This is a genomic window from Actinokineospora sp. UV203, assembly GCF_056323665.1.
Map to the genome: position 1 here is coordinate 2,408,217 of NZ_CM150484.1, position 23,154 is coordinate 2,431,370.

22 protein-coding genes are annotated in these 23,154 nt (G+C 71.4%); 9 read left to right on the forward strand and 13 right to left on the reverse strand.

From position 1 onward, the window contains the following. Nucleotides 1-25: 25 nt before the first annotated feature. Entirely contained in the window at nt 26-1,900 is a 1,875-nt protein-coding gene (locus ACUZ2Y_RS11105; RefSeq protein WP_476329493.1) for a protein kinase domain-containing protein, read from the forward strand. Here ACUZ2Y_RS11105 and ACUZ2Y_RS11110 read toward each other — a convergent pair. From ACUZ2Y_RS11110 to ACUZ2Y_RS11125, 4 genes are read right to left on the reverse strand one after another with little or no spacing between them, the layout of a single operon-like run. Next, complete coding sequence (locus ACUZ2Y_RS11110; protein ID WP_476329496.1) at nt 1,897-3,945, reverse strand: transglutaminase TgpA family protein; 2,049 nt, start codon at nt 3,943-3,945, stop codon at nt 1,897-1,899. The two genes, ACUZ2Y_RS11105 and ACUZ2Y_RS11110, sit on opposite strands and share 4 nt — an antisense overlap. Further along, nucleotides 3,942-5,057 carry a DUF58 domain-containing protein gene (locus ACUZ2Y_RS11115; RefSeq protein WP_476329499.1) on the reverse strand — a complete coding sequence of 372 codons (1,116 nt, stop codon included), beginning with the start codon at nt 5,055-5,057 and terminating at the stop codon, nt 3,942-3,944. The genes ACUZ2Y_RS11110 and ACUZ2Y_RS11115 overlap by 4 nt, the downstream gene beginning before the upstream one ends. Beyond that, the gene (locus ACUZ2Y_RS11120) at nt 5,054-6,031 is read right to left on the reverse strand and encodes an AAA family ATPase (protein ID WP_476331736.1); all 978 of its coding nucleotides are present in this window, start codon (nt 6,029-6,031) and stop codon (nt 5,054-5,056) included. Before ACUZ2Y_RS11120 ends, ACUZ2Y_RS11115 begins: the two co-directional genes overlap by 4 nt. 5 nt (nt 6,032-6,036) lie before the next feature. Continuing rightward, a complete protein-coding gene (locus tag ACUZ2Y_RS11125) occupies nt 6,037-8,256 on the reverse strand; it encodes an NHL repeat-containing protein (protein ID WP_476329502.1) in 2,220 nt (739 codons plus the stop codon). A 541-nt stretch (nt 8,257-8,797) separates the two neighbouring features. Between ACUZ2Y_RS11125 and ACUZ2Y_RS11130 the strand changes: the two genes are divergently transcribed. From ACUZ2Y_RS11130 to ACUZ2Y_RS11145, 4 genes are all read left to right on the forward strand, one after another. After that, nucleotides 8,798-9,775, forward strand: a complete 978-nt coding sequence (locus ACUZ2Y_RS11130) for a CobW family GTP-binding protein (RefSeq protein WP_476331738.1) — start codon at nt 8,798-8,800, stop codon at nt 9,773-9,775. Nucleotides 9,776-9,839: 64 nt separating this feature from the next. After that, on the forward strand, nt 9,840-10,013 hold the full coding sequence (locus ACUZ2Y_RS11135; RefSeq protein WP_476329505.1) for a hypothetical protein: 174 nt from the start codon (nt 9,840-9,842) through the stop codon (nt 10,011-10,013). A gap of 9 nt (nt 10,014-10,022) precedes the next feature. Further along, nucleotides 10,023-10,694: a peptidoglycan-binding domain-containing protein gene (locus ACUZ2Y_RS11140; RefSeq protein ID WP_476329508.1), complete on the forward strand. Its 672-nt coding sequence runs from the start codon at nt 10,023-10,025 to the stop codon at nt 10,692-10,694. A gap of 144 nt (nt 10,695-10,838) precedes the next feature. Next, nucleotides 10,839-11,237, forward strand: a complete 399-nt coding sequence (locus tag ACUZ2Y_RS11145) for a DUF5313 family protein (RefSeq protein WP_476329511.1) — start codon at nt 10,839-10,841, stop codon at nt 11,235-11,237. Here ACUZ2Y_RS11145 and ACUZ2Y_RS11150 read toward each other — a convergent pair. Beyond that, nucleotides 11,234-11,503, reverse strand: a complete 270-nt coding sequence (locus ACUZ2Y_RS11150; protein ID WP_476329513.1) for a DUF6191 domain-containing protein — start codon at nt 11,501-11,503, stop codon at nt 11,234-11,236. The two genes, ACUZ2Y_RS11145 and ACUZ2Y_RS11150, sit on opposite strands and share 4 nt — an antisense overlap. A 153-nt stretch (nt 11,504-11,656) precedes the next feature. Here ACUZ2Y_RS11150 and ACUZ2Y_RS11155 point away from each other — a divergent pair, with 153 nt between their 5' ends. Next, the gene (locus tag ACUZ2Y_RS11155) at nt 11,657-12,457 is read left to right on the forward strand and encodes an SH3 domain-containing protein (RefSeq protein WP_476329516.1); all 801 of its coding nucleotides are present in this window, start codon (nt 11,657-11,659) and stop codon (nt 12,455-12,457) included. On the opposite strand, the gene ACUZ2Y_RS11160 is transcribed toward ACUZ2Y_RS11155, so the two are convergent. Genes ACUZ2Y_RS11160 through ACUZ2Y_RS11190 form a run of 7 tightly spaced genes read right to left on the reverse strand, consistent with a single transcriptional unit; the run spans nt 12,458 to nt 18,859 of the window. Further along, the gene (locus ACUZ2Y_RS11160) at nt 12,458-13,318 is read right to left on the reverse strand and encodes an exodeoxyribonuclease III (RefSeq protein ID WP_476329519.1); all 861 of its coding nucleotides are present in this window, start codon (nt 13,316-13,318) and stop codon (nt 12,458-12,460) included. It lies immediately after the preceding gene. Nucleotides 13,319-13,337: 19 nt separating this feature from the next. After that, nucleotides 13,338-14,975 carry a phosphoenolpyruvate--protein phosphotransferase gene (gene ptsP, locus ACUZ2Y_RS11165; RefSeq protein WP_476329522.1) on the reverse strand — a complete coding sequence of 546 codons (1,638 nt, stop codon included), beginning with the start codon at nt 14,973-14,975 and terminating at the stop codon, nt 13,338-13,340. Beyond that, nucleotides 14,972-15,238, reverse strand: a complete 267-nt coding sequence (locus ACUZ2Y_RS11170; RefSeq protein ID WP_476329525.1) for an HPr family phosphocarrier protein — start codon at nt 15,236-15,238, stop codon at nt 14,972-14,974. The genes ptsP and ACUZ2Y_RS11170 overlap by 4 nt, the downstream gene beginning before the upstream one ends. Nucleotides 15,239-15,248: 10 nt before the next feature. Next, nucleotides 15,249-16,709 carry a PTS fructose transporter subunit IIC gene (locus ACUZ2Y_RS11175; RefSeq protein WP_476329528.1) on the reverse strand — a complete coding sequence of 487 codons (1,461 nt, stop codon included), beginning with the start codon at nt 16,707-16,709 and terminating at the stop codon, nt 15,249-15,251. Further along, a complete protein-coding gene (locus tag ACUZ2Y_RS11180; protein ID WP_476329531.1) occupies nt 16,706-17,155 on the reverse strand; it encodes a PTS sugar transporter subunit IIA in 450 nt (149 codons plus the stop codon). The genes ACUZ2Y_RS11175 and ACUZ2Y_RS11180 overlap by 4 nt, the downstream gene beginning before the upstream one ends. Nucleotides 17,156-17,162: 7 nt before the next feature. Beyond that, nucleotides 17,163-18,104 carry a 1-phosphofructokinase gene (gene pfkB, locus ACUZ2Y_RS11185; protein WP_476329534.1) on the reverse strand — a complete coding sequence of 314 codons (942 nt, stop codon included), beginning with the start codon at nt 18,102-18,104 and terminating at the stop codon, nt 17,163-17,165. Continuing rightward, a complete protein-coding gene (locus tag ACUZ2Y_RS11190; RefSeq protein WP_476329537.1) occupies nt 18,101-18,859 on the reverse strand; it encodes a DeoR/GlpR family DNA-binding transcription regulator in 759 nt (252 codons plus the stop codon). The genes pfkB and ACUZ2Y_RS11190 overlap by 4 nt, the downstream gene beginning before the upstream one ends. 166 nt (nt 18,860-19,025) lie before the next feature. On the opposite strand from ACUZ2Y_RS11190, the gene ACUZ2Y_RS11195 reads away from it, so the two are divergent. Continuing rightward, nucleotides 19,026-19,688 carry a class I SAM-dependent methyltransferase gene (locus tag ACUZ2Y_RS11195; RefSeq protein WP_476331741.1) on the forward strand — a complete coding sequence of 221 codons (663 nt, stop codon included), beginning with the start codon at nt 19,026-19,028 and terminating at the stop codon, nt 19,686-19,688. Here ACUZ2Y_RS11195 and ACUZ2Y_RS11200 read toward each other — a convergent pair. Next, nucleotides 19,606-21,156, reverse strand: coding sequence for a DUF1349 domain-containing protein (locus tag ACUZ2Y_RS11200; RefSeq protein ID WP_476329540.1), 1,551 nt, complete (start codon nt 21,154-21,156; stop codon nt 19,606-19,608). The genes ACUZ2Y_RS11195 and ACUZ2Y_RS11200 overlap by 83 nt on opposite strands. A gap of 85 nt (nt 21,157-21,241) precedes the next feature. Here ACUZ2Y_RS11200 and ACUZ2Y_RS11205 point away from each other — a divergent pair, with 85 nt between their 5' ends. Beyond that, nucleotides 21,242-22,393, forward strand: coding sequence for a sensor histidine kinase (locus tag ACUZ2Y_RS11205; RefSeq protein ID WP_476329543.1), 1,152 nt, complete (start codon nt 21,242-21,244; stop codon nt 22,391-22,393). Beyond that, nucleotides 22,390-23,058, forward strand: coding sequence for a response regulator transcription factor (locus tag ACUZ2Y_RS11210; protein ID WP_476329545.1), 669 nt, complete (start codon nt 22,390-22,392; stop codon nt 23,056-23,058). The genes ACUZ2Y_RS11205 and ACUZ2Y_RS11210 overlap by 4 nt, the downstream gene beginning before the upstream one ends. Nucleotides 23,059-23,154 lie beyond the last annotated feature (96 nt).

Here is a 23,154-nt window from a genome sequence, read left to right on the forward strand (position 1 = left end):
CCATGGCCGATACGATGCCGCGGGTGTGCCGCGACCGGCGGCACCCGAGGGCGAAGGCGGCCGGGTGGACGACGAACTGCTGGCGTGGGCACCGAAGACGCCCCCGCGGCCAGAGATCGGGCTGCCCGGCTACAGCGACTTCCGGCTGGTCGCCCAGGGCGGCGAAGGCACGGTCTACCGGGCTCGACAGGACGGTTTGGGCCGCGATGTCGCGGTGAAGGTCCTGCAGGTGGACGACCCCGCGACACTCGCCCGCTTCCGGCGGGAACTGGAGATCACCGTCCGGCTGGGCAGGCAGCACCCGCACATCGTGACCGTGCTCGACACCGGCACGGTCGCGGGCGGGCAGCCCTGCATCGTGATGGAGTTCTACGACCTGGGATCGCTGCACGACCGGCTCCGGGCGCGGGGGCCGCTGCCGGTCGCCGAGGTCGTCGCGGCGGGCATCGCGGTCGCCGACGCGCTCGCTTTCGCCCACGCGCAAGGGTTTCTGCACCGCGACGTCAAGCCGCAGAACGTGCTGGTGCTGCCGACGTCGTACGTGCTGGCGGACTTCGGGATCGCCCGCGGCGCGGACGCGGGGCACTCGGCGTCGCTGGAGCTGGTCAGCTACCGGCACGCGGCGCCGCAGATGATCGAGGGCGTGGCCCCGGCCGCGGCCGACGACCTGTGGTCGCTGGGGTCGACCCTGTTCACCCTGCTGGCGGGCGTGCCGCCGTTCGCGTCGGACAACCCGGACGAGGACACGGTGCTGACCTACCTGGGCCGTGTCCGGTCAGCCGAGCCGCGGGCGCTGACCCGCCCGGATGTGCCCGCGGAGCTGGTTTCGGTGATCCGGCGCTGCCTGCGCAAGGACCGGGCGGACCGGTTCGCCGACGCGGCCGAACTGCGCGACGCGCTCGTCGAGGTCGGGACCGAGGTGCGCAAGTGGGGCCCGCCCGCTATTTCGTCCACTGTGGACAGTATGGATGTCGTGGATTCCGAGGCGACCGCCGTGTCGCCGATGGAACGCACGCAAAGTGTGCCGCTGCCCCATTCCGCCGACTTCGGACCGCTCCCGACGCCGATGCCCGAGCCGGAGCCGGAGCCGCCTCGCGCGCCCGTGGTGGATGAGGCGCGCGGGACGATGACCGGCAGGCTGGCCGACCTGACGGTCCGGCACGCCCCGGAGCCGCCTGCCCCGGACTTCGGCCCGGCCGCGCCGGACATCGCGCCGGAACAGGTCACTCCCGCTCCCCCACCCGCGGTTGCTCCCGTGCCTATGGCCGCTCCCCCGCCCTCGCTCGCTCCCCGGCCGTCGGCCGCTCCCCCGCCCTTGGCTGTTCCCCCACCCTTGGCCGTTCCGTCGCACGACTGGGATCTCGTCGATGTCGACGCCACCGACCGCACGCCCGGCCCAGACGAGACACCGGCCCGCCGCCGCTGGGTGTTCGCCGTGGCAGGAGTGGTCGCCGTCGTCTCGGGAGTCGGGATCGGGGTCCTCGCCAACCGCGGTGACGCCCCGGCCGCCGCGCCCCCCACCACGACGGCCGGCACCACCACGAGGTCGCCCACGACCACCGTCCCGACGACCACCACCACATCGGCTGCGCCCATCGCCGAGGGTGGCGACCCGAAGACGGCACCCGTCCTGAACCGCTTGGTGGACAACGAGAGCACCGTCGAGGTGCACTGGACCGACCCCACCGGAGGTCGGGCCCATTTCGTGCTCTACGACGTCACCGATCTCGCGGGCAAGCCCAAGTTCGTGTCCGGAGTGGACCCCGGCGAGACGAGCTTCGTGGTCCCCGACCTCGATCCCAAGGCCAAGCAGTACTGCTTCCAACTCGTCGCCATCGGCCTGGACAACCCCGCCATCCAGAAGGGCTCCTCCGCCCGCGTGTGCGCGGTTCGAAACTAGCGCCGGAGGGGCCTCGGATCGACGCCCCAGAAGATTCGCCGGTACCAGGGCACCATGCGGCGAACACCCGCGCGGACCTGCCGTGCGAGGCGCCACGAGTCGTCCGGCTCGGCTGAGTCGGGAGCGAACGCGGCCCGGTCGGCCAAGGCCGCCAGCCGCAGCGCGGGCTCCGGATCCGGGACCAGCGCGGCGATGTCGGGCGCGGTGAGGTGCCGGGCGGGCTGCCGTCCGGCCAGCAGCAGCACATCGAGCACGGACGCCCACGCCCCCAGGGCTCCCGCGCGGCGCAGTCGTGCCCGCCGCATGGCTCTCAGTGAAGCGAGGACCAGCAGGACCGACAGCGGCAGCGCGGGGAACAGCAGCAGCCAGTGTCGAGACCGGGGTTTCGCTTGCGCCGCATCGGGTTTGGCCTGCTCCGACGGGATCACCAGCGGCGGCCCGTCCTTCGCCGGGACCGTGGGCTGGGCCGTGGTCGACGCGAGCCGGTTGAGCACTTCCCGCTTCGACGCCGCGCTCGGACCGCTGTCGGTGCCCGACACCGGGTCGAACGGCACCCAGCCCCAGTCGGCGAAATACACCTCGGGCCACGCGGTGGCGTCGACGCCACGGATCACCCGGTAACCCTCCGGCCCTTCGGGCACCGGTTGGAATCCCACCACCACACGGGTCGGCAGACCGACCGCCCTGGCCAGCACCGCGAACGCCGTGGCGAACTGCTCGGCGGTCCCCTTGCCCGCGCCCGCGTCGCCTGCCGGGCCGAACAGGAACTGCTCGATCCGCGCGTACGACGAACCGACCGGTGCCTCCGCGTCGGGGTGGCGGTCGAGCCGGACGACCTGTTCGAGCGCCACCGCCTGCTCGTAGGGTGTGCTCGTGTTGACGACGGCCTGCCGCGCGTAGTCCGCGAGGGTCGCGGGCAGTCCGGGGAGGTCCAGGTAGCGGCGGATGGCGTCGCCGGTGGGCACCTTGGCGGTGGCCAGGTCGTCGTCGTTGGGCCGGTCGATAACGCCGCGGACCTCATAGGACAGGCCCGGGGCCATCCCCCGCGGCAGCATCAGCGAACCGGAGTCGGGGTCGACCATCACGTCACCGAGGCTGGTCGAAATGGGCCTGCCGACGGTGGGCAGCCAGTTCCCGTCGAGCGCGCCGACGACCAGTTCGACGTCGGCCTCGCGCGCCCGGCGGCCCGCGGGCAGGTCCGGCGGCGCCACCGCCCCGATCGGCCCGTACAGCGACGACGCCTGCCACGCCGCGCCCGTGTAGTCGGCCAGCACGACGAGCCGCACCGGCAGCTCCGGGCCACGCATCCGGAGCAGCTCGGTGTCGGCCATCGCGGCCCAGGAAGCCAGCTGCGGCAACGGATTCGACACCGCGATGTCGGTGACCGGCGGACGCACCAGCTCCCGCGGCTCGAACGCGTTCCGACTCGGCAGCACGCCCGCGAGCAGCGCGACCGCCGCCAAGACGGCGAGCACCGCGCCGGAAGGTCCGAGGGAGACCCGGCGGGTCGACTCGGCCCGGTCGACCACCACCCACCCGAACGCGGCCAGCACGACGACCGCGACCGCCGCCAAGCCGCGCCCATCCGCCCGGCCCGCGGTGACCAACGCGCCCGCCGTGTAGAGCACGACGGCTCCGATCGGCGGCCCGATCAGCGAACGCCGTTCCCCCGCGACGGACACCGCCGCGACGAGCGCGATGAGGAACACCAGCAGCACGCCCGGCATCAGCAGATCCGGCGTCGGCGGCGCGGGACGCGCGGAGGTCAGCAGCCGGGGAACGCTGTCGCGCAACACTTCCAGCGGCCCGCCCGCGATCGCGCCCCGGGCGACGAAGTACCCGCCCAGCAGACCGGCCGCACCCGCGCCCACCAGCGTCATCCCGGTCGTCAGCCGGAACCTTCGAGCCAGCACCACCACGCCGAACGCGACCACGACAGCGCCCGCGAACAGTGGCCAAGCCACCGAACCGGACCACCCCGCGGCGAGCGGGAACGCCGCCACGGCAAGAAGGACGGCCGCCCACCCGGCACGCAACCCGGTCACCGGGCCACCCCGGTATCCCACGCCCGCAGCAACCCCTCGGCGTCGGCGGCCCGCACGACCAGCACGGTTCCCATCGCGGACAGACCCGCGCCGTCGTCGGCCACCGTCAGCACCACGCCGTAAGACGCGCGGCCCGCTTCCAGCAGCATCGCTGAGAGTTCCGCCGACTCACCGCAGATCACCGCCACCACGTCGAGATCGCGCGCGGGCACCGAGGCGTCCCCGGAGTCGTCCACCATCGCCACATCGGCCAGCGCCGCGAGCACGAGACCCGAGTCGCCGTCGGCGGCCTCGATGTCCAGCGACCCCGACACGGTCAGCAGCCGCACCGGGTGGGCGTCGGCGATCGCGGAGGTCAGCAGCGAGGCGGCCACCTCGACCGCGTCCTCGAACTGCCGCTCCCGCGGGTAACCCGACGCGCGATCGTCAAGCAGGACAGCGAGATGCGGTCGCGCCGGGTCAGCGTCCTCCCGGATCATCAGCGTCCCGGTCCGCGCGCTCGTCGCCCAGTGCAACCTGCGGAGGTCGTCGCCGGGAACGTATTCGCGCAGACCCACCAGGTCGGTGCCGCCGCGCTCGACCCGTTCGTCGGCGCCAACCTGGCCTCGCCGCGCGCCCGACGGCAGACCCCGGACCGGGAGCACCCGCGGCACCACCCGCACCTCCACGACCTCGCCCACGGTCGTGCGCGACTCGGCGAGTCCGGCCAGTCCGCGCCTGCGCAGGGTCAGCGGGCCGACCCGCCAGACACCGCGGCGGTCGGTCGGGATGCGGTAGTCCACCACGGTCCGCTCCCCCGGCGCCAGAACGGGAATGTCGACCTGGACCGGCTCGCCCGCGACCTCGTCGGTCCCGTCGAGCAGCACGGGAAAGCGTTTGCGCACACTGGTGATCTCCAGCGTTCCGGTGCACACACCCAGCCGCTGCACCGTGCGCGGCCGGACCGTGCGCGACGACGTCACCGGGGCCGCGAACAACACCGAACCCAGCCCGGCCAACGCCGTCACCGTCAACGCGATGCCCAGCGCGGCGAGTCCTGGATAGCGCCACCACAGTCCGAGCCCGCCGAGCAGCACGCCGATGACGAGCGCGGTCACACCCCGCGCGGTCATTGCGGTGTCGGGCGCGGGACCTCGACCCGGGCCGTGACGTCGGCCAGCACCTCGGCGGTCGTCGCGCCCGCGAGTTGGGCCTCGCGGGTGAGCACCAGCCGGTGGGCGAGCACCGGCCCGCACAGCCGCTGCACGTCGCTGGGCACGGCGAAGTGCCTGCCGTGCGACGCCGCGTACACCTGCACGCACCGCACCAGCGCGCGCAGACCGCGGGTGCTCGCGCCGAGCCGCAGGCGGTCGTCGGCCCGGGTCGCGGTGCCCAACTCGGTGATATAGCGCAGGATCGGGTCGGCGACGTGCAGCGTGGCGAGCCTGCGCGCGCACTCCGCGACCTGGTGCGGGTTGGTCACCGTGGGCACCGTGCCGATCCGGCCCGCGCCGCTGCCCGGACGCAGCACGTCCAGCTCGTGGACGAGATCCGGGTAGCCGATCGACGTGCGCAGCATGAACCGGTCGAGTTGCGCCTCCGGCAGCCGGTACGTGCCGTCGAGGTCGATGGGGTTCTGCGTGGCCACAACCAAAAACGGATCCGGCACCGTGTGTGCGACACCGTCGACGGTGACCGTGCGCTCCTCCATGACCTCCAGCAGCGCCGACTGCGTCTTGGCCGCCGCCCGGTTGATCTCGTCGGCGAGGACCACGTTCGCGAACACCGGGCCCGGCCGGAACCCGACCTGTCCGCTCTTCGGGTCGTAGACCGACGTGCCGGTGACGTCCGACGGCAGCAGGTCCGGGGTGAACTGCACGCGCCGCGACAGCCCGCCGAGCGCGCCCGCGACCGCCCGCGCCAGCGTCGTCTTGCCGGTGCCGGGAACGTCTTCGAGGAGCACGTGCCCGCCCGCGAACATGGCCACCAGCACTAGGTCGACCACCTCGCGCTTGCCGCGCAGCGCGGTCTCGACGGCGTCGCCGACGCGTTTGTGCAGCGCCTGGAACGCGGCGATCTCGTGCTCACCGATCGCCGCGTCGGTCATCGTCGTCACCGCTGTTCGTCCTCGTCTTCCCGCCGCCGCACACCGACACGCAGCAGCACGGCGGTCGCGATCAGGCCCAGGCCCGCGCCGGTCATCGACCCGGAGGACAACTCGGTGCTCGCCGGGTCACTGGCGATCTTCGGCTGTTGGCAGGTCTGCCCGCCGGGGCAGGGTTCCCGGACGATCATCCGGATCGTCCGGGGCGCCGAGTCGACCGACCCGCCACCCCCCGCGGCGTGCGCGCGGACCACGATGCTGTTCATTCCCTCATCGATGTCGATCGAGGCGCTCGTGGCGGAACACCCGATCGGGGTCGAGTAGTCCCAGGTCTGGTTCACGACCTCGCAGGTGCCGTTGTGGTTGGCCCAGTCCGCGGGCGGGGCCATCGTCACCCGCCGGGTGTAGCCGGTGCCGGAGTGGCCGGTGATCACCACCGCGCCCGCGGTGGGCAGCGACGGCGGCGGCGGGGGTGGCGGAGGCGGCGGCTCAGTCGTGGTGGTGGGTGGTGGCGGCGGGGGCGCGGTCGTGGTCGTCGGCGGGGGCGGGGGCGGGTTGGTCGTGGTCAGCTGCGGCGGGTTCGTGGTCGCCGCGGGCGGCACGGCCCACACGGTCGTCCCGGCGGAGCTCTGACCGGCCTGGCTGACCGCCGTCACCGCGACGTCGAGCCGCCCGTTCTGGCAGAACTGTGTGCCCGCGCAGGGCAGGGCCAGCTGCGTCGAGGTTCCGGTCGCCTGGACCGACTTCGACCCGCCGGAGAACGCGCCGGTCGCCACCACCGAGTACCCGGAGACCGGGGCCCCGTTGGCGGTCGCGGCGCCCCAGCGGACGGCGACGGTGATCTCGGCGGCGGTCCGCCCGACCAGCGAGACCGTCACCCCCGGCGGCACGCCCGGCCCACCGGCGCGCGGGTCAACGGAGGTGGTCGGCGCCGGCGAGCCGCTGTGGTTCGTCCCCGGGGCGCCGCCGGTCGTGCCGGCGGTCGTCGGCGCAGGCTGGTTGGGCCGGGTGCGCGTCGGCTCGTGTGGGTTCGGCTTCGGCGGGCTCGGCGGCGACAGCGGCGGGGAGCGGTCCGGGTTGGTGACCTGCAACTCGGGGCTGCGGATCACCACCGAGCGGGTCTTGCCGTCGGCGTCGACGATCACCCCCGTCTCGGCGCCCGGGGTGTTGATGAACAGCCTGCCGTCGTCGAACACCAACTGCGGATCACCCGATCCGTTGGTGCGCACGTCATCGGCGCCGCGCTTGCCCGAGCGGTCCAGCACGATGACCCGGCCGGTGCCCTTGCAGGGAACGTAGATCTTGTCGTGGAACACCGCGGGACGGCCCGGCCGCGCGCAGCCCAGACCCGCTACGTCGACCCGCAGCACCTCGTCGCCGGAGACCAGCACGACCGTGCCGGTGTCGGGGACCGAGGCGGGGACCAGCGCGCTCGGGCTGGTCTGCGCGGCGAGGACGTCGCCGATCTGCCGTGCGGTGGAGGCGCTGACGTCGGCGCCGGTGCCATCCTGCAGCACGATCCCGCCTTCGAGGCCGAGCACCGTGACACCCTGGCGATGCGGGACCAGCGCGGTCCGCGGACCCGCGCCGGTGATCGGCCGGTTCGACTTCTCGATGAACCGGTTGTCCTCGTCGGACCACTCCATCGCGCGCAGGTTGCCGCCGTGGTCGATGACCCAGAGCACGCCGTCCTCATCGGTGACCGCGTCCGCGAGCGGCTGCCCCGCCCGCCACGGCTCGCCGATGTCAGCGAGGGTGATCGGGTCGGCGTTGACCACCGTCCCGCCCGCCCGGTCGACGATGAAGAGCCTGCCGTCGGCCAACAGCACCTTGCTCGACCCGCCCGCGGGCGCCTGGCGACGGCCGCTGGCGAGCAGCGTCGACAGGTCGATCACGGTGATCTGCCCGGTCCGCCGGTCGAGGACGACGAGCATCCCGTCTTTCTGCGTGATGTCGAGCTGCGCGTCGGCGCCCGAGACCTGCAGTCGGGTCTCCGGCCTGCCGGAGGCGGGATTGACCTGGACGACCTCGCCGCGCTGCTCGTCGCCGAGCCAGGTCAGGCCGTCGGAGACCTCGACCGCGGTGCGGGAGATCCCGTTGCCCAGTGCCGCCCCGGCGAGCAGGAGCACCCCTAAGGCGGCAGCGCCGAAGCTGGCCGATTCACGGCCGCGTCCACGCTTGCTGAAAAATCGGCGAACGGTTCTCGCCGCGCTTGATCCCACGGTCATCGCACACTCTCCCTGGCCCGCCGGGATCGTATCCGGGCTGGGAGCCTTATTTGGTCGGAACCGACTGTCTAGATCGTCAATCCGGAAGAATCATTCGCGAAAGCACCGACGTTCCCCAGAATGGGCTAACCCGCTTTAGGAGTGGCGCAGCACCTCTCATCGACCGTGTTGTCAAACGAGCCCGCGAAAGCGGTCGGGGCGGCGACGGCAAGGCCGGCAGCGGCGACGAGCGCGGCGATCAGCAGCAGGGCACGGCGTTTCATGGGTACCTCTCGTGTCAGCAGGGGGACGGCACGACTGTGGACTGTGGATCGCGCTTATGTCAACGGCCTTGTGGCGCAATTGTGCGCACGTCTGTCGTCCTCTTACAGAGAAAATGGCGCGCAGGCGGGACAAACGCCGAGCTTCCTTCACCGTTGGTCCACTTGGGCGTACGAAACCCGTTACTGGAGCCAGATTCCCACTGTCGGTGTGCGACCGGTCGCTTACCGTGTGTCGTCGAAACGCCGGTCGCGCGGGCCGGTATTCTGGGCGGGTGCAGATGATCCCGGTCCTGGTCGTCGCGGGCTTTCTCGGATCGGGGAAGACCACCCTGCTCAACCATCTCCTGCGGGCCAGAACCGGCCTTCGCATCGGCGTGATCGTCAACGACTTCGGCAGCGTCAACATCGATGCGATGACCGTCGCGGCCCAAGTCGACTCCATGGTCACCCTCGGCAACGGCTGCCTGTGCTGCGCCATCGACGTCTCCGACCTCGACGACATGCTCGCCCGCCTGGCCAAGCCGGACGCGCCGGTCGACGTGATCGTCATCGAGGCCAGCGGTCTGGCCGAACCACCGGCGATGGTCAAGCTGGTCCTCGGCAGCACCAACCCGCACGTCGCCTACGGCGGCCTCGTCGAGGTCGTCGACGCCGCCGAGTTCGAGTCCACCCGCGAGCGACACCCCCAGGTCGACCAGCACCTGCGGTACGCGGACCTGTTGCTGCTCAACAAGATGGACCGCGTCGACGCCGCGGCGGGCGAGCGGGTGCTGACGGTGGTGCGCGAGCTGGCGGCCGGTGTCCCCGTCGTCCCGACCGACCACGGCCGCGTCGACCCGCACCTGTTGTTCGACCCGGTGGACCGTCCGGACTCGGCCGAACGCCAACTGTCCTTCGACGATCTGGTCGAGCACGAACCGCATCTGCACGCCGGCTTCGAGAGCGTCACCTTCGAGTCGAACCAGCCGATGAACCCGATCCGCTTCGCCCGGTTCCTCACCGACCGGCCCGCAGGCCTGTACCGGATGAAGGGCTACGCCCACTTCGGCGACGGCGAGCAGTACGCGCTGCAGACGGTCGGCGGCTACATCGACCTCCGGCGCGAACCCGAGCCGCACGGAACCCGACTGGTCATGATCGGCGCCGCCCTCGACGCCGACCTCATCACCAAGACCCTCACCGACGCCGTCGAACCGGACCCGGCGTCGCTCGACCCGCTCGACCTGCTTTCGGTCACCCGATACGTCCGCGACTAACTGCCCTTCCGTCCGCCCACGCGGACCTGTCGGCGGCAGGCCGGTCACCGAGACCATGGTCGGCATGGACAGCGAGATCACCGGAGTCGAGTTCGACCACGAGGTGGCCCCCGGAAGCACCGTCGACCTCGACGCCGACTGGGTCGCCTGGTTGGAGGGCGAACCCGTCCCCGACAGCGTCGAGGGCGTCGACCCGGCCATCGTCTACGGGGCCGCCGAGGGCCCCGCGATCGCCTAGGAGCGCGCCATGGGGAACCCCGAACTCGCCCGCGACAGCGGCGAGACCGCCTGGGTCGAATATCTGCAGCAACTCCTCGCGTCGAAGCTCGAAGCGGAGGCGGCTGCGGGCGCGGTTCGGCTGAGCCCGGTCGACGGCCTGTTCGGCCCGATCACCGAAGGCTCCGTCCGCTTCTATCAACAACGCGAAGGCCTCCCCGACACCGGCATCGTCGACGACGCCACGTGGCAGGCATTGGAGGGCACCGCCACCGCCGCCAACCCGATCGACCTGCGCATCCCGGTTCAGCTGGAACTGCACTGGGACGACACGACGATCGAACGGATGCTCCAGGACTTCGACACCTTCGACCTCGCCACCCACCCCGGCGCCCGACTCACCCTGGGATCGGGCGCGGGACCGCTGGCGGGCAACGGGAGCGTCCAGCTGTTCAACCGCGAAATCCCGTTGTGGCGCAACTGGTTCCTGACCGAGACGACCCGCCTGACCCTCGACTGGTCACGCGACCACGGCTTCGAACTGGGTTTGGACAACGAAGCCGAATTCGGCGTCCGCCCACTGCGCAACGTCGACATCTTCATCCACGGCGACCTGGACCTGAAGTGGCAACCCCAAGAAGCCCGCGGCTCCGTCGACTGGGGCGGCTCCCTCAACCTCCGCTGGCGCTTCGACATGCCTTGACGGGCCGCCCAGTCAGTTCGAGAAACAAGCGCACCACCAGCACAAACCCCACCCACCCAGTGAGGCTGCCCTTGGCCAGTCTATCGGCGCAAGGGCCGCGAGGGCAGGGGTCGCGGGGCGGCTGTGGATAACTACGATGCCCCTATGGCCGCCAAGCGCCCGGGTCCATTTCGGTGGCTCTACTTCGTCTACGGTGGCCGGCTCCCCGACCGGTACCGGGACTGGGTACTGCACGTCGCCACCTGCCCGACCTGGCTGGTTCGCGCGTTCGGGCGGGGGCTCATGCAGCTCGCGCCGGTCCTCGGCGCGTTGCTCGCCGGGCTGGTGATCTTCGGTGGGTCGTGGCCGTTGGCCCTCGGGTCGACGCTGCTCGGGTTCCTGGTCGCGTTGCGGATCATTCTGGCGTTCGCGCAGGACAACGTCGACGCGCGCGTGGCGCAGCACGGGTTTCCGGCCGGGCATGCCACGGCCATCCGCCGCAGGCGGCACGCCGATGAGGAAGCCGCCAAGGCCGCGCGCTACCGCGAGACGTGGCAGAACTAGGCCCGCTTGACCATTCGCACCGCGCCGCCGTCCAAGTCGACGCGCAGATGCGGCGGCGCACCCGACTCCTCGTCGTCGCGCATCAGGGACTGGGACTTGCGGTCCTCCAGTTCCAGCCGTTTGCCGCCGGAGAAGAACGCGTCGAGTTCCTCGAAACCCACGGTCGTCGCCGGCAGATCCTTGCGCCGCCATGGCGACCAGCGCTCGACAGCCGCGAGCACGATCAGCAGCACCACCAAGCCCGGCAGCGACAGCGCGAAGAGCATCCCAAGCCACACAAACCAGAGAACTCCGCCAGGCCCGTGCGAGTTCCCGGCTTGTCCTGGAAGACAACCCCTTTTGTCCCCCAGCTCATAGCCCCCACCCCACGATGCCCCCGACACTGGACCTCCTTGAGCCCCGTCCCCGAGGAGTCACCAATGCGGGCATTCCTCCGCGCGGCAGTCATCTCCGTCGTGTTGGCCGTGAGCGTCACCGCGCCCAGCGCCGCAGCCGCCCCCACTGCGGCCCGGTACGCCGAACACCTGACGATCGGCTTCGTCTTCGGCGACGACGCCCACGACACCAACCCCTTCTGGCGCGGTGAGCTGTCCCCGACGACCGTGGTCTCCCAGACCACGTCCGGCCCGCTCTGGTGGAAGACCACCACGACGGTCCTGTCCGGCCAGGCCCGCGCCGCCCGGGTCAACATGCCCGAGACCGAACGCACCGGCTCCGTCCGGCTCACCGTCGTGCAGCGCCCGTTCCTCGCCCCCGAGGTCCGCTATTCGGCGTTCGACGGCTGGCTCACCGGCACGTCGTGGCACGCGGGTGCGAAGGGCTTCTCCGGCACCTTCACCACCACCGACGGCCACAGCGGCCCCATCGCCGCGCTCACCGACGCGAAGATGGCCGAACCCGCGCAGACCACCGCCGCGGAGTACCCGTTCCTCGCCGCCGTCCTCACCGGCCCGCACAAGGGCGCGCTGCCGGTCGGCGACTTCCACATCAACCAGATCGGCACCTACGTCGGCGGCAACTTCCTGTCCACCGGCGGCATCTACACCGTCATCGGCGACACCGACGGCCACATCGTCCTGATGCACATGGTCGGCTACGGCGCCGTCGTGGGCGTCCCGGACTCGGTGCTCGGCGGCCAGGTCCTCGGCGGCACCTTCACCGGCCCCTCCCCCGGCGATGGCGGCACGTGGGGCTCGATCCGCACGTTCCGCATCTTCTAGTCACCGCGCTTGCGGCAACCGCACGGTTCGGCGCGGACGGCCCGCGGACGGCGGCGGCACCACCGGCCCGATGTCGCCGTCCGGGGCTTCGTCCAGGTCCACGATCACCGGCGCGTGGTCGCTGGGCCCGGTCCCCTTGCGCGCGTGTCGGTCGACCCAGGCCGCCTGGACGCGCGAGGCGACCGGCGCCCCGGCGAGCACCAGGTCGATACGCATGCCGAGGTTCTGGTGGAACATGCCGGCCCGGTAGTCCCAATAGGTGAACACCGTCTCGGCAGGCCACCGGTCGCGCACGACGTCACTGAGGCCCAGCGCCTGCAGTTCGGCGAGCGCGGCCCGCTCCGGGGCTGTGACATGGGTCTGCCCGACGTAGGCCGCGGGGTCGAACACGTCGGCGTCGGTCGGGGCGATGTTCATGTCACCGCAGACGATCACCTCGGACGGCCCGTCAGCGACAACGGCCCGCAGCGCGGCCAGCCATTCGAGTTTGTACTCGTAGTGGTCGGACCCCGGCACGCGCCCGTTCGGCACGTACAGCGAGTGCACCCGCACACCGCCGCACGTGGCCGCCACCGCACGCGCCTCCTGATGCGGAAATCCAGGCGCGTTCGCCAGCCCGACGGCGACATCGTCGAGCCCGACCCGCGACAGGATCGCCACGCCGTTCCACCGCCCCTCACCGCTGAGCGCCACCTCGTACCCGCGGTCGGCGAGCTTGTCGCCGAGCAGGTCGGTGAAGGCCTCGTCGGTGAGCTTGGTTTCCTGGAGGCAGACGACATCGGGCGCGCGCTGGTCGAGCCAGGGCAACAGCCGGGGCTCGCGCTGCTTGACGGAGTTGACGTTCCACGTCGCTAGCCGCATGCGATCCACCGTATCCGGCTCAGAACCGGGCCGCCGCCTCGCGCGCCTCGACCGCCGACTCCGCCGCCAGCACCGCCGCGGCGATCTCCCGGCACTCGTCGATCGTGCGTTCCGCCAGCGCCGCCCGCACATCCGGAACGCTGACCGCCGCCATCGACAGCGACTCGATGCCCAAACCGGCCAGCACCAGCGCGAGCAGGGGATCGCTCGCCGCCTCCCCGCACACGCCGACCGGTTTCCCGGCCTCCTGACCGGCCCGCGCGGTGGCGGCGATCAGGTCGAGCAGCGCGGGCTGCCACGGGTCCAGCAGCGCGGCGAGTGCACCGAGTTGGCGGTCGGCGGCGAAGGTGTACTGCGCCAGGTCGTTGGTGCCGAGGCTGACGAAGTCCACCGCCGCCAGCACCGACGCCGCGCGCAGGGCGGCGGCGGGCACCTCGATCATCACGCCGACCTTCGAGATCCCGTGCGACCGCGCCACTTCGGCGAAGTCCGCGGCTTCCGCCGCCGTGGCGACCATCGGCGCCATCACCCAAGGCGATGTGCCGGTGTCGCCCGCGGCCAGCGCCAGCGCCTCCAGTTGGTCGTGCAGCAGTTCCGGTCGCCGCCACGATGTCCGCAGTCCGCGCACACCCAGCGCCGGGTTGTCCTCAGGATCGGGACAGGCATAGGGAACCGGCTTGTCCGCGCCCGCGTCGAGAGTCCTGACGACAACCTTGCGGCCCGCCAACGGTTCCAGGACCCGCCGGTACACCCGGCGCTGTTCCTCCATCGACGGCGCCTCGGCCCGGTCGAGGAACAGGAACTCGGTGCGGAACAGCCCCACACCCTCAAGATCGAGGGCCGCGGCCGACGCCGCGTCCGCCGGACCGCCGACGTTGGCCAGCAGCGCGATCGGGTGCCCGTCGGCCGTGCGACCGGGACCGCGCACAGCGGCCCGCGCGACCCGCGCGGCGCGCATCGCGGCGACCTCAGCGACCTCGGCTTCCGTCGGATCGACCACGACCCTGCCCGACCCGCCGTCCACGACCACAGGCGTGCCGTCCACAAAGGACAAAGCGTCGACGCAGGCCACGACCGCCGGGATGCCCAGCGACTTGGCCAGGATCGCCGTGTGGCTCGTCGGCCCACCGCGTTCGGTGACCACGGCCAACACCATGGCCGGGTCCAGCAGCGCGGTGTCCGCGGGCGCGAGATCCTTCGCCACCAGCACATACGGGTATCCCGGCTCGGGCAGACCGGGCATCGGCAGGCCAAGCAGATGCGCGACCGCACGGTCGCGGATGTCATCGAGATCGGCCACCCGTTCGGCCATGTAGGGCCCGGCCGCGGCCAGCAGCTCTCGATACCCGCCGATGGCCCGTTCGACCGCCCAAGCGGCCGGAATCCCTTGCCCCACAAGGTCTCGGACGTTCGACGCCAGCGCCGGGTCACGCGCCATCATCGACGCGGCCGTGAGCACCTCGGCGGCTTCCGGGCTCGCCAGCTTCGCCCGCCGCTCAAGCTCCCCCGCCGTCTCCTCCAACGCCGTGGCCGCGCGGTCCGGGTCGTCGGCGCCGACCGCGGGCTGCGTGGCAGGCAGCCGGGGCGGCTCCCCAAGGCGGGCTACCGGACCGGTCGCCACCCCCGGGCTCACGCCGATACCGCTGTACGCGGTCATGCGTCGTGGTCGACTTCCAGGACGGCCGCGAGGGCGGCCAGCACCTGGAAGGCCTCGTCGCCGTCGGCCGACAGGATGACCTCGTCACCGCCGCGGACGTCGAGTCCGAGCACAGACAGGATGCTGCGGGCGTCCACGGGGGTGCCGCCGCCCTTGGCGATGGTCACCGGCACCGGCTGCGCCGCGGCGGCCTGCACGAACAGGCTAGCCGGGCGGGCGTGCAGGCCCACGGCGGAAGCGATGGTCACTCGACATTCGGTCATGACGGTCCTCTCAGATCGCAACAGGCACAGCGGGCACAGCGGCGACAGTCTTCTCGTTACCGCGCAACGACTTCGCGGCCAGGACGCACACCGCGGTGATGACGGTGCCCACGGCGATCGCGAGCACGACGAACAACGGCTTGCCGATCAGGCCGACCACCCAGATCCCGCCGTGCGGGGCGAGCGAGGTCGCGCCGACGAGCATCGTGAGCCCGCCGGTCGCCGCGGAGCCGAGCACGATCGACGGGATGACTCGCAGCGGGTCGGCCGCGGCGAACGGGATCGCGCCCTCGGTGATGAACGACGCGCCCAGCAGCCAGCCCGCCTCACCGGCTTTGCGCTCGGCGTCGGTGAACAGCTTGCGCCGGATGACCGTCGCCAGCGCGAGGCCCAGCGGCGGCACCATGCCGGCGGCCATCACGGCGGCCATGGTCGCCGACGGAGTGCCGGAGGCGAGGGTGCCGACGGCGAAGGTGTAGGCGACCTTGTTGACCGGCCCGCCCATGTCGAAGGCCATCATCGCGCCCAACAGCAGCCCCAGGGCGACCGCGCCGGTGCCGGTCATCCCGGCGAGCCAGTCGGTCAGACCGGTCTGCACGGCCGCGACCGGGGACCCGATGACCAGCAGCATCACGGTGCCGACGACGGCCGTGGAGATCAGCGGCACGATCACGACCGGCATCACCGCCTGAAGAGCACGCGGCAGTGAGATCCTGGTCAGCGCGTACGCGACACCGCCGGCCAGCAGACCGGCGAGGAGCCCGCCGAGGAATCCGGCACCGGTCGCGGTCGCCAGCAGGCCGCCGACGACACCGGGCACGAGACCCGGCCGGTCGGCGATCGCGAAGGCGATGAACCCGGCCAGGATCGGGACCAGCATGGCGAACGCGGTCGTGCCGATCTTGAACAGCACCCCCGGCACACCGGCCGCGGCGAACAGCTGCGACAGGTCGGTGACACCGGTGTACTCGACGCCGCCGAAGGTGCCGCCGTTGACCTTGTTGGCGACTTCCGCGCCGCCGAACAGGAACGCCAGCGCGATCAGCAGACCGCCCGCGGCGACGAACGGGATCATGTAGCTGACCCCGGTCATCAGCCACTGCCGCAGCCGCGTCCCCATGCCGCCCGAATTGTCCACTTTGGACACCAACGCCGCTGAGGGACCGTCGGCCGCACGATCGACGGCCTGGGCGATCAGCTCACCCGGCTTGTTGATGGCGTGCTTGACGCCCGCCTGCACGAGCGGCTTGCCCGCGAACCGGTCGCGGTCGCGGACCTCGACGTCGGCGGCGAAGATGACCGCCCGCGCGTCGGCGATGTCCTGCGGGGACAGCGGATCCATGCCCGCCGAGCCCTGGGTCTCCACCAGCAGTTCGTGGCCCGCGGCCTTCGCGGCCTGTTCCAGCGCCTCGGCGGCCATGTAGGTGTGGGCGATGCCGGTGGGACATGAGGTGACGGCTACGAGTTTCATCGGTCGATCACTTCCTCGGTGATGAGCTTGACGACCGCGGCGGAGTCGGCGGCGGTGGCGAGGGAGTCCTTGAAGGACTGGTGCACGAGCCTGCGGGCCAGCGAGGCGAGGATCTTCATGTGCTCGCCGCCCGCCCCGTCCGGCGCGGCGATCAGGAAGATGAGTCGCGCGGGACCGTCGGGAGCGCCCCAGTCGACGCCGTCGTTGCTTCGCGCGAAGGCGAGCGACGGTTCGGCGACCGCGGCGGAGCGGGCGTGCGGGATGCCGATCCCGCCTTCGAGGCCGGTCGGCATCTGCGCCTCACGGGCGGCGACGTCGGCGAGGAACGCCTCCACGTCGGTGACCCGGCCTGCGGCGTGGAGCCGCTCGGCGAGCGCCCGGGTGGTCGCGGCGCGGTCGGTGGTGTCGAGATCGAGCAGGACGAGGTCTTCGGTGATGAGGGGCATCGGCGTCTCAGTTCTCGGTGAGGGTGGCGGCGGGATCGAAGGCGGGTGAGCAGCGCACGGCGGCCCGGTCGAGCTCGGCGGGCGTGGGCATCCGGCTGCCGGGCAGACCGGCGGCCGCGGCTCCCCACGCGACGGCGTCGGCCAGGGCGTCGGGCCCGATGTGGCCGGCGGCAAGGAATCCCGCGAGCAGCGCGTCCCCCGCGCCGACCGTGCTGCGCGGTTCGACGAAAGTGCTCTGCGCGTGCCACGCGCCGTCGGCGGTGACCAGCAGCGCCCCTTCGGCGCCGACGCTGGCGACCACGGTCTCGACGCCTTGGTCGAGTACCTGGCGGGCCGCGCGCAAGGCGTCGCCGAGGGTCCGCACTTCATGGCCGACCAGGTCGGCGAGTTCTTCCCGGTTGGGTTTGACCAGGTCAGGACGTCCGGCGACGGCCGCGCGCAAGGCGTCGCCGCTGGTGTCGACCGCGACCCGGGCTCCCCGCTCACGCAGGCGCATGGTCAGGTCGGCGTAGAAGTCCGTGGGAACGCCGGGCGGGAGGCTGCCGCAGAGCGCGACCCAGTCGGCGCCCTCGGCGGCTTCCAGCGTGGCGGCGACGAGCCGCGCCCGCTCGGCGGCGACGAGCCGGGGGCCGGGCTCGTTGAGTTTGGTCGTGGTGCCGTCGGACTCGGTGATCGTGATGTTGGACCGCACCGCGCCCGCGATGGGCACCTCGACGACGGTGATGCCCGCGGTGGCGAGCAGGGCGGTCAGCTGGACACCTTCGGCTCCCCCGGTTGGGAGGACGGCCGTGGCGGCGAGCCCGTTGGCGGCGAGCGCGCGGGCCACGTTGACCCCTTTGCCGCCTGCGTCGAGCAGCGCGGACCTGGTTCGCAGGACGGCGCCGCGCTGGAGGCTGTCGATTTCGATGGTGCGGTCGACGCTCGGGTTGGCGGTGACAGTGACGATCATGCGCGCACCACCGTCGGCCCGGCCGCCTCGAACTCGGCGGCTTCGGCGTCGCTGAGCCGGTCGTCGGTGACGATCGTGTCGACCTGGTCCAACGTGGCGAATCGCGCGAAGCACTCCGTTCCCACCTTGGAGGAGTCGGTCAGCACCACGACCCGTCGGGCGGCCGTGACCATGGCGGACTTCACCGCTGCCTCGGCCTGGTCGGGGGTGCTCAGTCCGCGGTCGACGGTCAGCCCGTTGGTGCCGACGAAAGCAACGTCGACGTAAAGGTCACGCAACGCGTTGAGCGCCCAGGTGTCGACCCCGGCCAGGGTCTTGGAACGGACCCGGCCGCCGAGGCAGAGCACGTTGACCCCGCGGTTCGCCAACGCCAATGCGATAGGCAGCGCGTTGGTCACCACGGTGAGGTCACGGTCGGCGGGCACCAACTCGGCGAGCCGGGCGGTCGTGCTGCCCGCGTCCAACAGGATCACGCCCTCGGCGGGCAACTCGGCGAGCGCCGCCTTGGCGATGCGCTGCTTCTCCCCGGTCGACTCGGTGTCCCGCGCGGCCAACTCCGACTCGAACCGCAACCGCTCCACGGGAATCGCACCGCCGTGGACCCGCCGCAGAACGCCCTGCTTCTCCAGGGCGTCGAGGTCGCGCCGAACGGTCTCGGTGGTGACACCCAGGTCCTCGGCCAACCCGGCGACCTCCACCCGCCCCGCCGCACGAGCACGTTCGGCGATGAGCTGCTGACGTTCGGCGGCATACATGAAGTGGGATTCCCTTCATTTCACTGTTGTTTTATCTTTGTACGCCTTTGTTTCGGTGGGGTCAACGGGTTACCAGTCGGTAGCCCACCCAGAACGCACATTTCACCGCCCACCCCTGTAGGCGGACAGGCGGGACGCGCATGAAGCTGGACGAACTCGGCCGACCATCGCGTCGACCTTCGACCGCACAGCGGAGACCTACGACGCGGTCGGCGTGGACTTCTTCGGCCTCTTCGCCCAGCGGCTCCTCGATGACGTCGGCCCGATCACCGGCCACCATGTCCTGGACATCGGCTGCGGGCGCGGCGCGGTCCTGTTCCCCGCCGCGGAGCGCGTCGGCCCGACCGGCTCAGTGCTGCGGATCGACCTGTCCCCCGCCATGGTCGCCCGCACCGAGCGGGACATCGCCGACCGCGGCCTGGACATCACCGTCGCGATCATGGACGCCCAGGAACCCGCCTTGCCCGGCCGCGTCTTCGACACGATCCTGTTGTCCTGCGTCGTGTTCTTCCTCCCAGACCCCGTCGCGGGCTTACACGCCTGGCACGACCTCCTGAGACCCGGCGGCCGGATCGGCATCACCAGCTTCTGCGGCGGCGACCCCCGCTGGGCCCCGTCCGCGGGGTCTTCAGCCCCTCCCTTCGCCGACCCGACCCACTGGGTCGACTGGTCGTGGTCCCACGGTCAGCGCCTCTTCTGGGAAATCGTCACGCCCGCCGACCAGGCGGTGGTCCGAGCCGAAGTGCTCAGCCGCTTGGCACCTCTGCGTGACCCGGACGGATGTCTGCGGGTGAACCAGACGGTCCGCTATACCGTCGCCCACCGATGACCAGCAAGGCCGCGGTGTAGGCGCAGAGAACGGCGAACCCGGCCCACCCGGGCAGCGGGAAATAGCCCGCCGACGGCGCATGGTGGGCCAACACCTGGGGAAACTCGTCACTGGTCTGCTGTACGGCGAAACCCGCGGCCGGGGTCAGCCGCAGCAGCCAGTCCGCCACGCCGTCGGGCAGCAGCGGCAAGGCGGCCAAGACGTAGGGGACGACGATCACCCCGGCCGTCAGCAGGACCGCCTGCCACGCGCGTCTGAAGAGCGCGCCCATGGCGAGCGCGAAGATGGCGACGACGGCGACGAGTCCGGCGACCCCCACGATGAGCCCGACGTGCGTGGAGATGGGCACCGGCAGAACCGAGCTGCCCACGTCGTGCAGGAACATCGTGCCGAGTGGCACCGCCACGCTCGCGGCGACCAACCCCACCAGGAAACCCGCGGCTCCGATAACCACAGCTCGCGCTGCCAGGGCCCGACCGGTGCGTGGTTCAGCCGCGCGGGTCATGAACCGGGCCGCCACGACGATCACGATGATCAAGCCGATGACGAGCCCGATCAGCGTGTCCTCGATCCCGTGGGCGCCGACCGTGCCAACCGGACCGATGTCGCCGGACCCGGTGACGGTGAACCTGCCGTCCGCGATGACGAGCCCGGCGGCCAGGTGGTGGCGTTCCCAATCGGTGGTTCCCCGGAGCCCCACCGCATTGTCCCGCCATTCGGCGGCCGGGGCGCCGCTCAGCGTGACGTTGTCGAAGGTCGCGGAGGCCTGGGTGAAGCGGACCTGCGGGGCACTCGCGCCGAGGCCGACGGACCGGAGTGTCAGGTCGCCAGGGGACGCGGCGAAGAGTCCTACCTGGACCGTCTCTGGAAGGCCCGGAAGGTGCGCGACGCCGACCTGGGTCCAGCGGAGGCCGTCGGTCGACTCATGCCCGGTGATGGTGTCCCCGGAGCGGCTCAGACGCAGCCAGCGCGGTGACTGTGGTGAGACGCCCCCGGGACCGCCCGCGGTGTCGTGGACGTAGTCGTGCTGCATGCGCACGCCGTTGGCGCCGGTGACCATGAGCGCGGCATAGGACGAGCCCTGCGCCACGCCGTCCTTGACGAGGATGCCCGCTTTCGCCCACGGCACGAGGCCGGGGACGATCTGATTGTGGTTCGGCGGCGGGTAGGTGATCGTCCCCGCCATCGAGGTCATCCGCACGGTGATGCTGCCCTCGGGTCCGAGTGGCCGGTGCGCGAAGGAGAACTGGTCGCTCACCGCTTGGCCACGCGGCCCTGTCGGGTCGGTCGGGCAGGGGACGTCGATGGTCCCCTCGCTGCAGGTGGAGCGGTCGCTGTACGCGGCGAGGAGCCCAAGCAGGATGGTGACAAGGATCGCGACTATCAGGGCGATGATCCGGCCCCGGGTGCGGAACGCGGTCCACTCCTGGCGGACCGCTGCGGTGAATGGTTCGTGGGTTGTCTGCACGTGACCGTTCTACGGAGCTGGCCCTAACATGGTCAGAACCGTCGCTGTCATGCCGTTGTTAGGTCCCGCAAGGCATCCTGGGCCAATGGGTAGGAAACCGCGTCAAGTGCGGCCGGTACGGGTGCGATTCACCATCCTGTATGCCGCGCTGTTCCTCGTGTCCGGCATCGGTCTGCTGGGGCTGACCAACCTGCTGGCCGAGGGGCAGGTGTCATCACCGGCGGAATACCAGCCCGCACAACTGACCGACCTGAAAGACGCGCAGGGGCTCATCCAGGGGCTGCGGTCCCAGTTGGCCGATGTGGAGGAAACGCAGTCGCGTCAGCTGCTGACGGGCTCCGTGATCGCTCTTGCCGTAATGGCGGCGATCTCATTGCTGCTGGGCAAGGTCGTCGCCGGCCGGGTGCTGCGCCCCTTGCTGAGCATCACCGCCGCCACGCGGCGGATCTCCGCGGACAACCTGCACGAGCGACTGGCCGTGTCGGGCCCGGCCGATGAGGTCAAACACCTCGCGGACACCATCGACGACCTGCTGGAACGCCTGGAGGCGTCCTTCGCCGCACAGCGCCGGTTCGTCGCCAACGCCTCACACGAGCTGCGCACACCCCTGGCGACGATGCGGGCGTCGATGGACGTGGCGGTGGCCAAACCGGCGCCGTCCGCGCGGACCGTCGCCCTCGCCGACCGGTTCCGCGCCGAACTCGACCAGGTGGACCGGCTCCTGGAGGGCTTCCTCGTCCTCGCCCGCGCGCAGCACGGGGTGGTCGCCGAAAATGCCACGGTCTCGCTGCGGGACTTGGCATCCGAGGCCATTGCCGCCCGCGCGGCCGATGTCGCCGGGAAGAACCTGGCCGTCGATGAAGACATGCGTGACACCGCGTCGACCCAGGGCAGTCCCACCTTGCTGGCCCGGATGGTGGAGAACGTCATCGACAACGCGATCGTCCACAACGAGCACGGCGGCTGGATCCGGGTCGCGACGAACAGTGAGCACGACTCGGTGGAACTCGCCGTGGAAACCGGCGGCGCGGTCCTCGACCAGGAGCACGTCGACCAACTCGCCCAGCCGTTCCAGCGGCTCGTCGCCGACCGCACCGGCTCCGACCGCGGCACGGGACTCGGCCTGTCGATCGTCGCGGCCGTCACCGACGCGCACGGCGGCAGGCTGCGGCTGCACGCCCGACCCGAGGGCGGCCTGCGCGTCGTCATCTGGCTCCCGGCAGGGGTTCCGGCGTGAGGGTCCTGGTGGTGGAGGACACGCTCGCGCTCGCCGAGGTCCTGGCCGAAGGCCTGCGGGACCAGGGGATGGCGGTCGACGTCGCCAACGACGGCCTCGCCGCCGCGGCCAAACTCGACCTCAACACCTACGACGTGGTCGTCCTCGACCGCGACCTACCCGGAATCCACGGCGACAGCCTGTGCCAAATGATCACCGACCGCGACGACCGGGCCATGGTCCTCATGCTGACCGCCGCGGGGTCGCCGGGAGACCGGGTCAGCGGCCTCACCCTGGGAGCCGACGACTACCTCGCCAAGCCCTTCCACTTCCCCGAACTCATCCTCCGAGTCCGCGCCCTGGCCCGCCGCCGCCCGACCGCCCGCGCCCGAACCCTGCGCGCGGCAGGCATCGAACTCGACCCCCTGCGCCGCACAGCCACCCGCGACGGCAGGCGGCTCGACCTCTCGGTCAAGGAGTTCGCGGTCCTGGAAGCCCTCCTGCACGCGGGCCCCGGCTACCTCAGCACCGAGAACCTGCTCGAACAGGTCTGGGACGAACACGCCGACCCGTTCACCAACACTGTCACCGTGACGATCAGCAGACTGCGCCGCAAACTGGGGACCCCACAGGCCATCATGACCATGCCTGGGGTGGGTTACCGCATCGGAAATCCAGCCGGCTGAACTCGGGATGGACCGGCGAAGGTGGTGGACCTAATGTGCCAGCATAAGAACTCTGCCGAGGTGACAACCGAAGGGGCAGAAGCCCAGCTCAAGCCT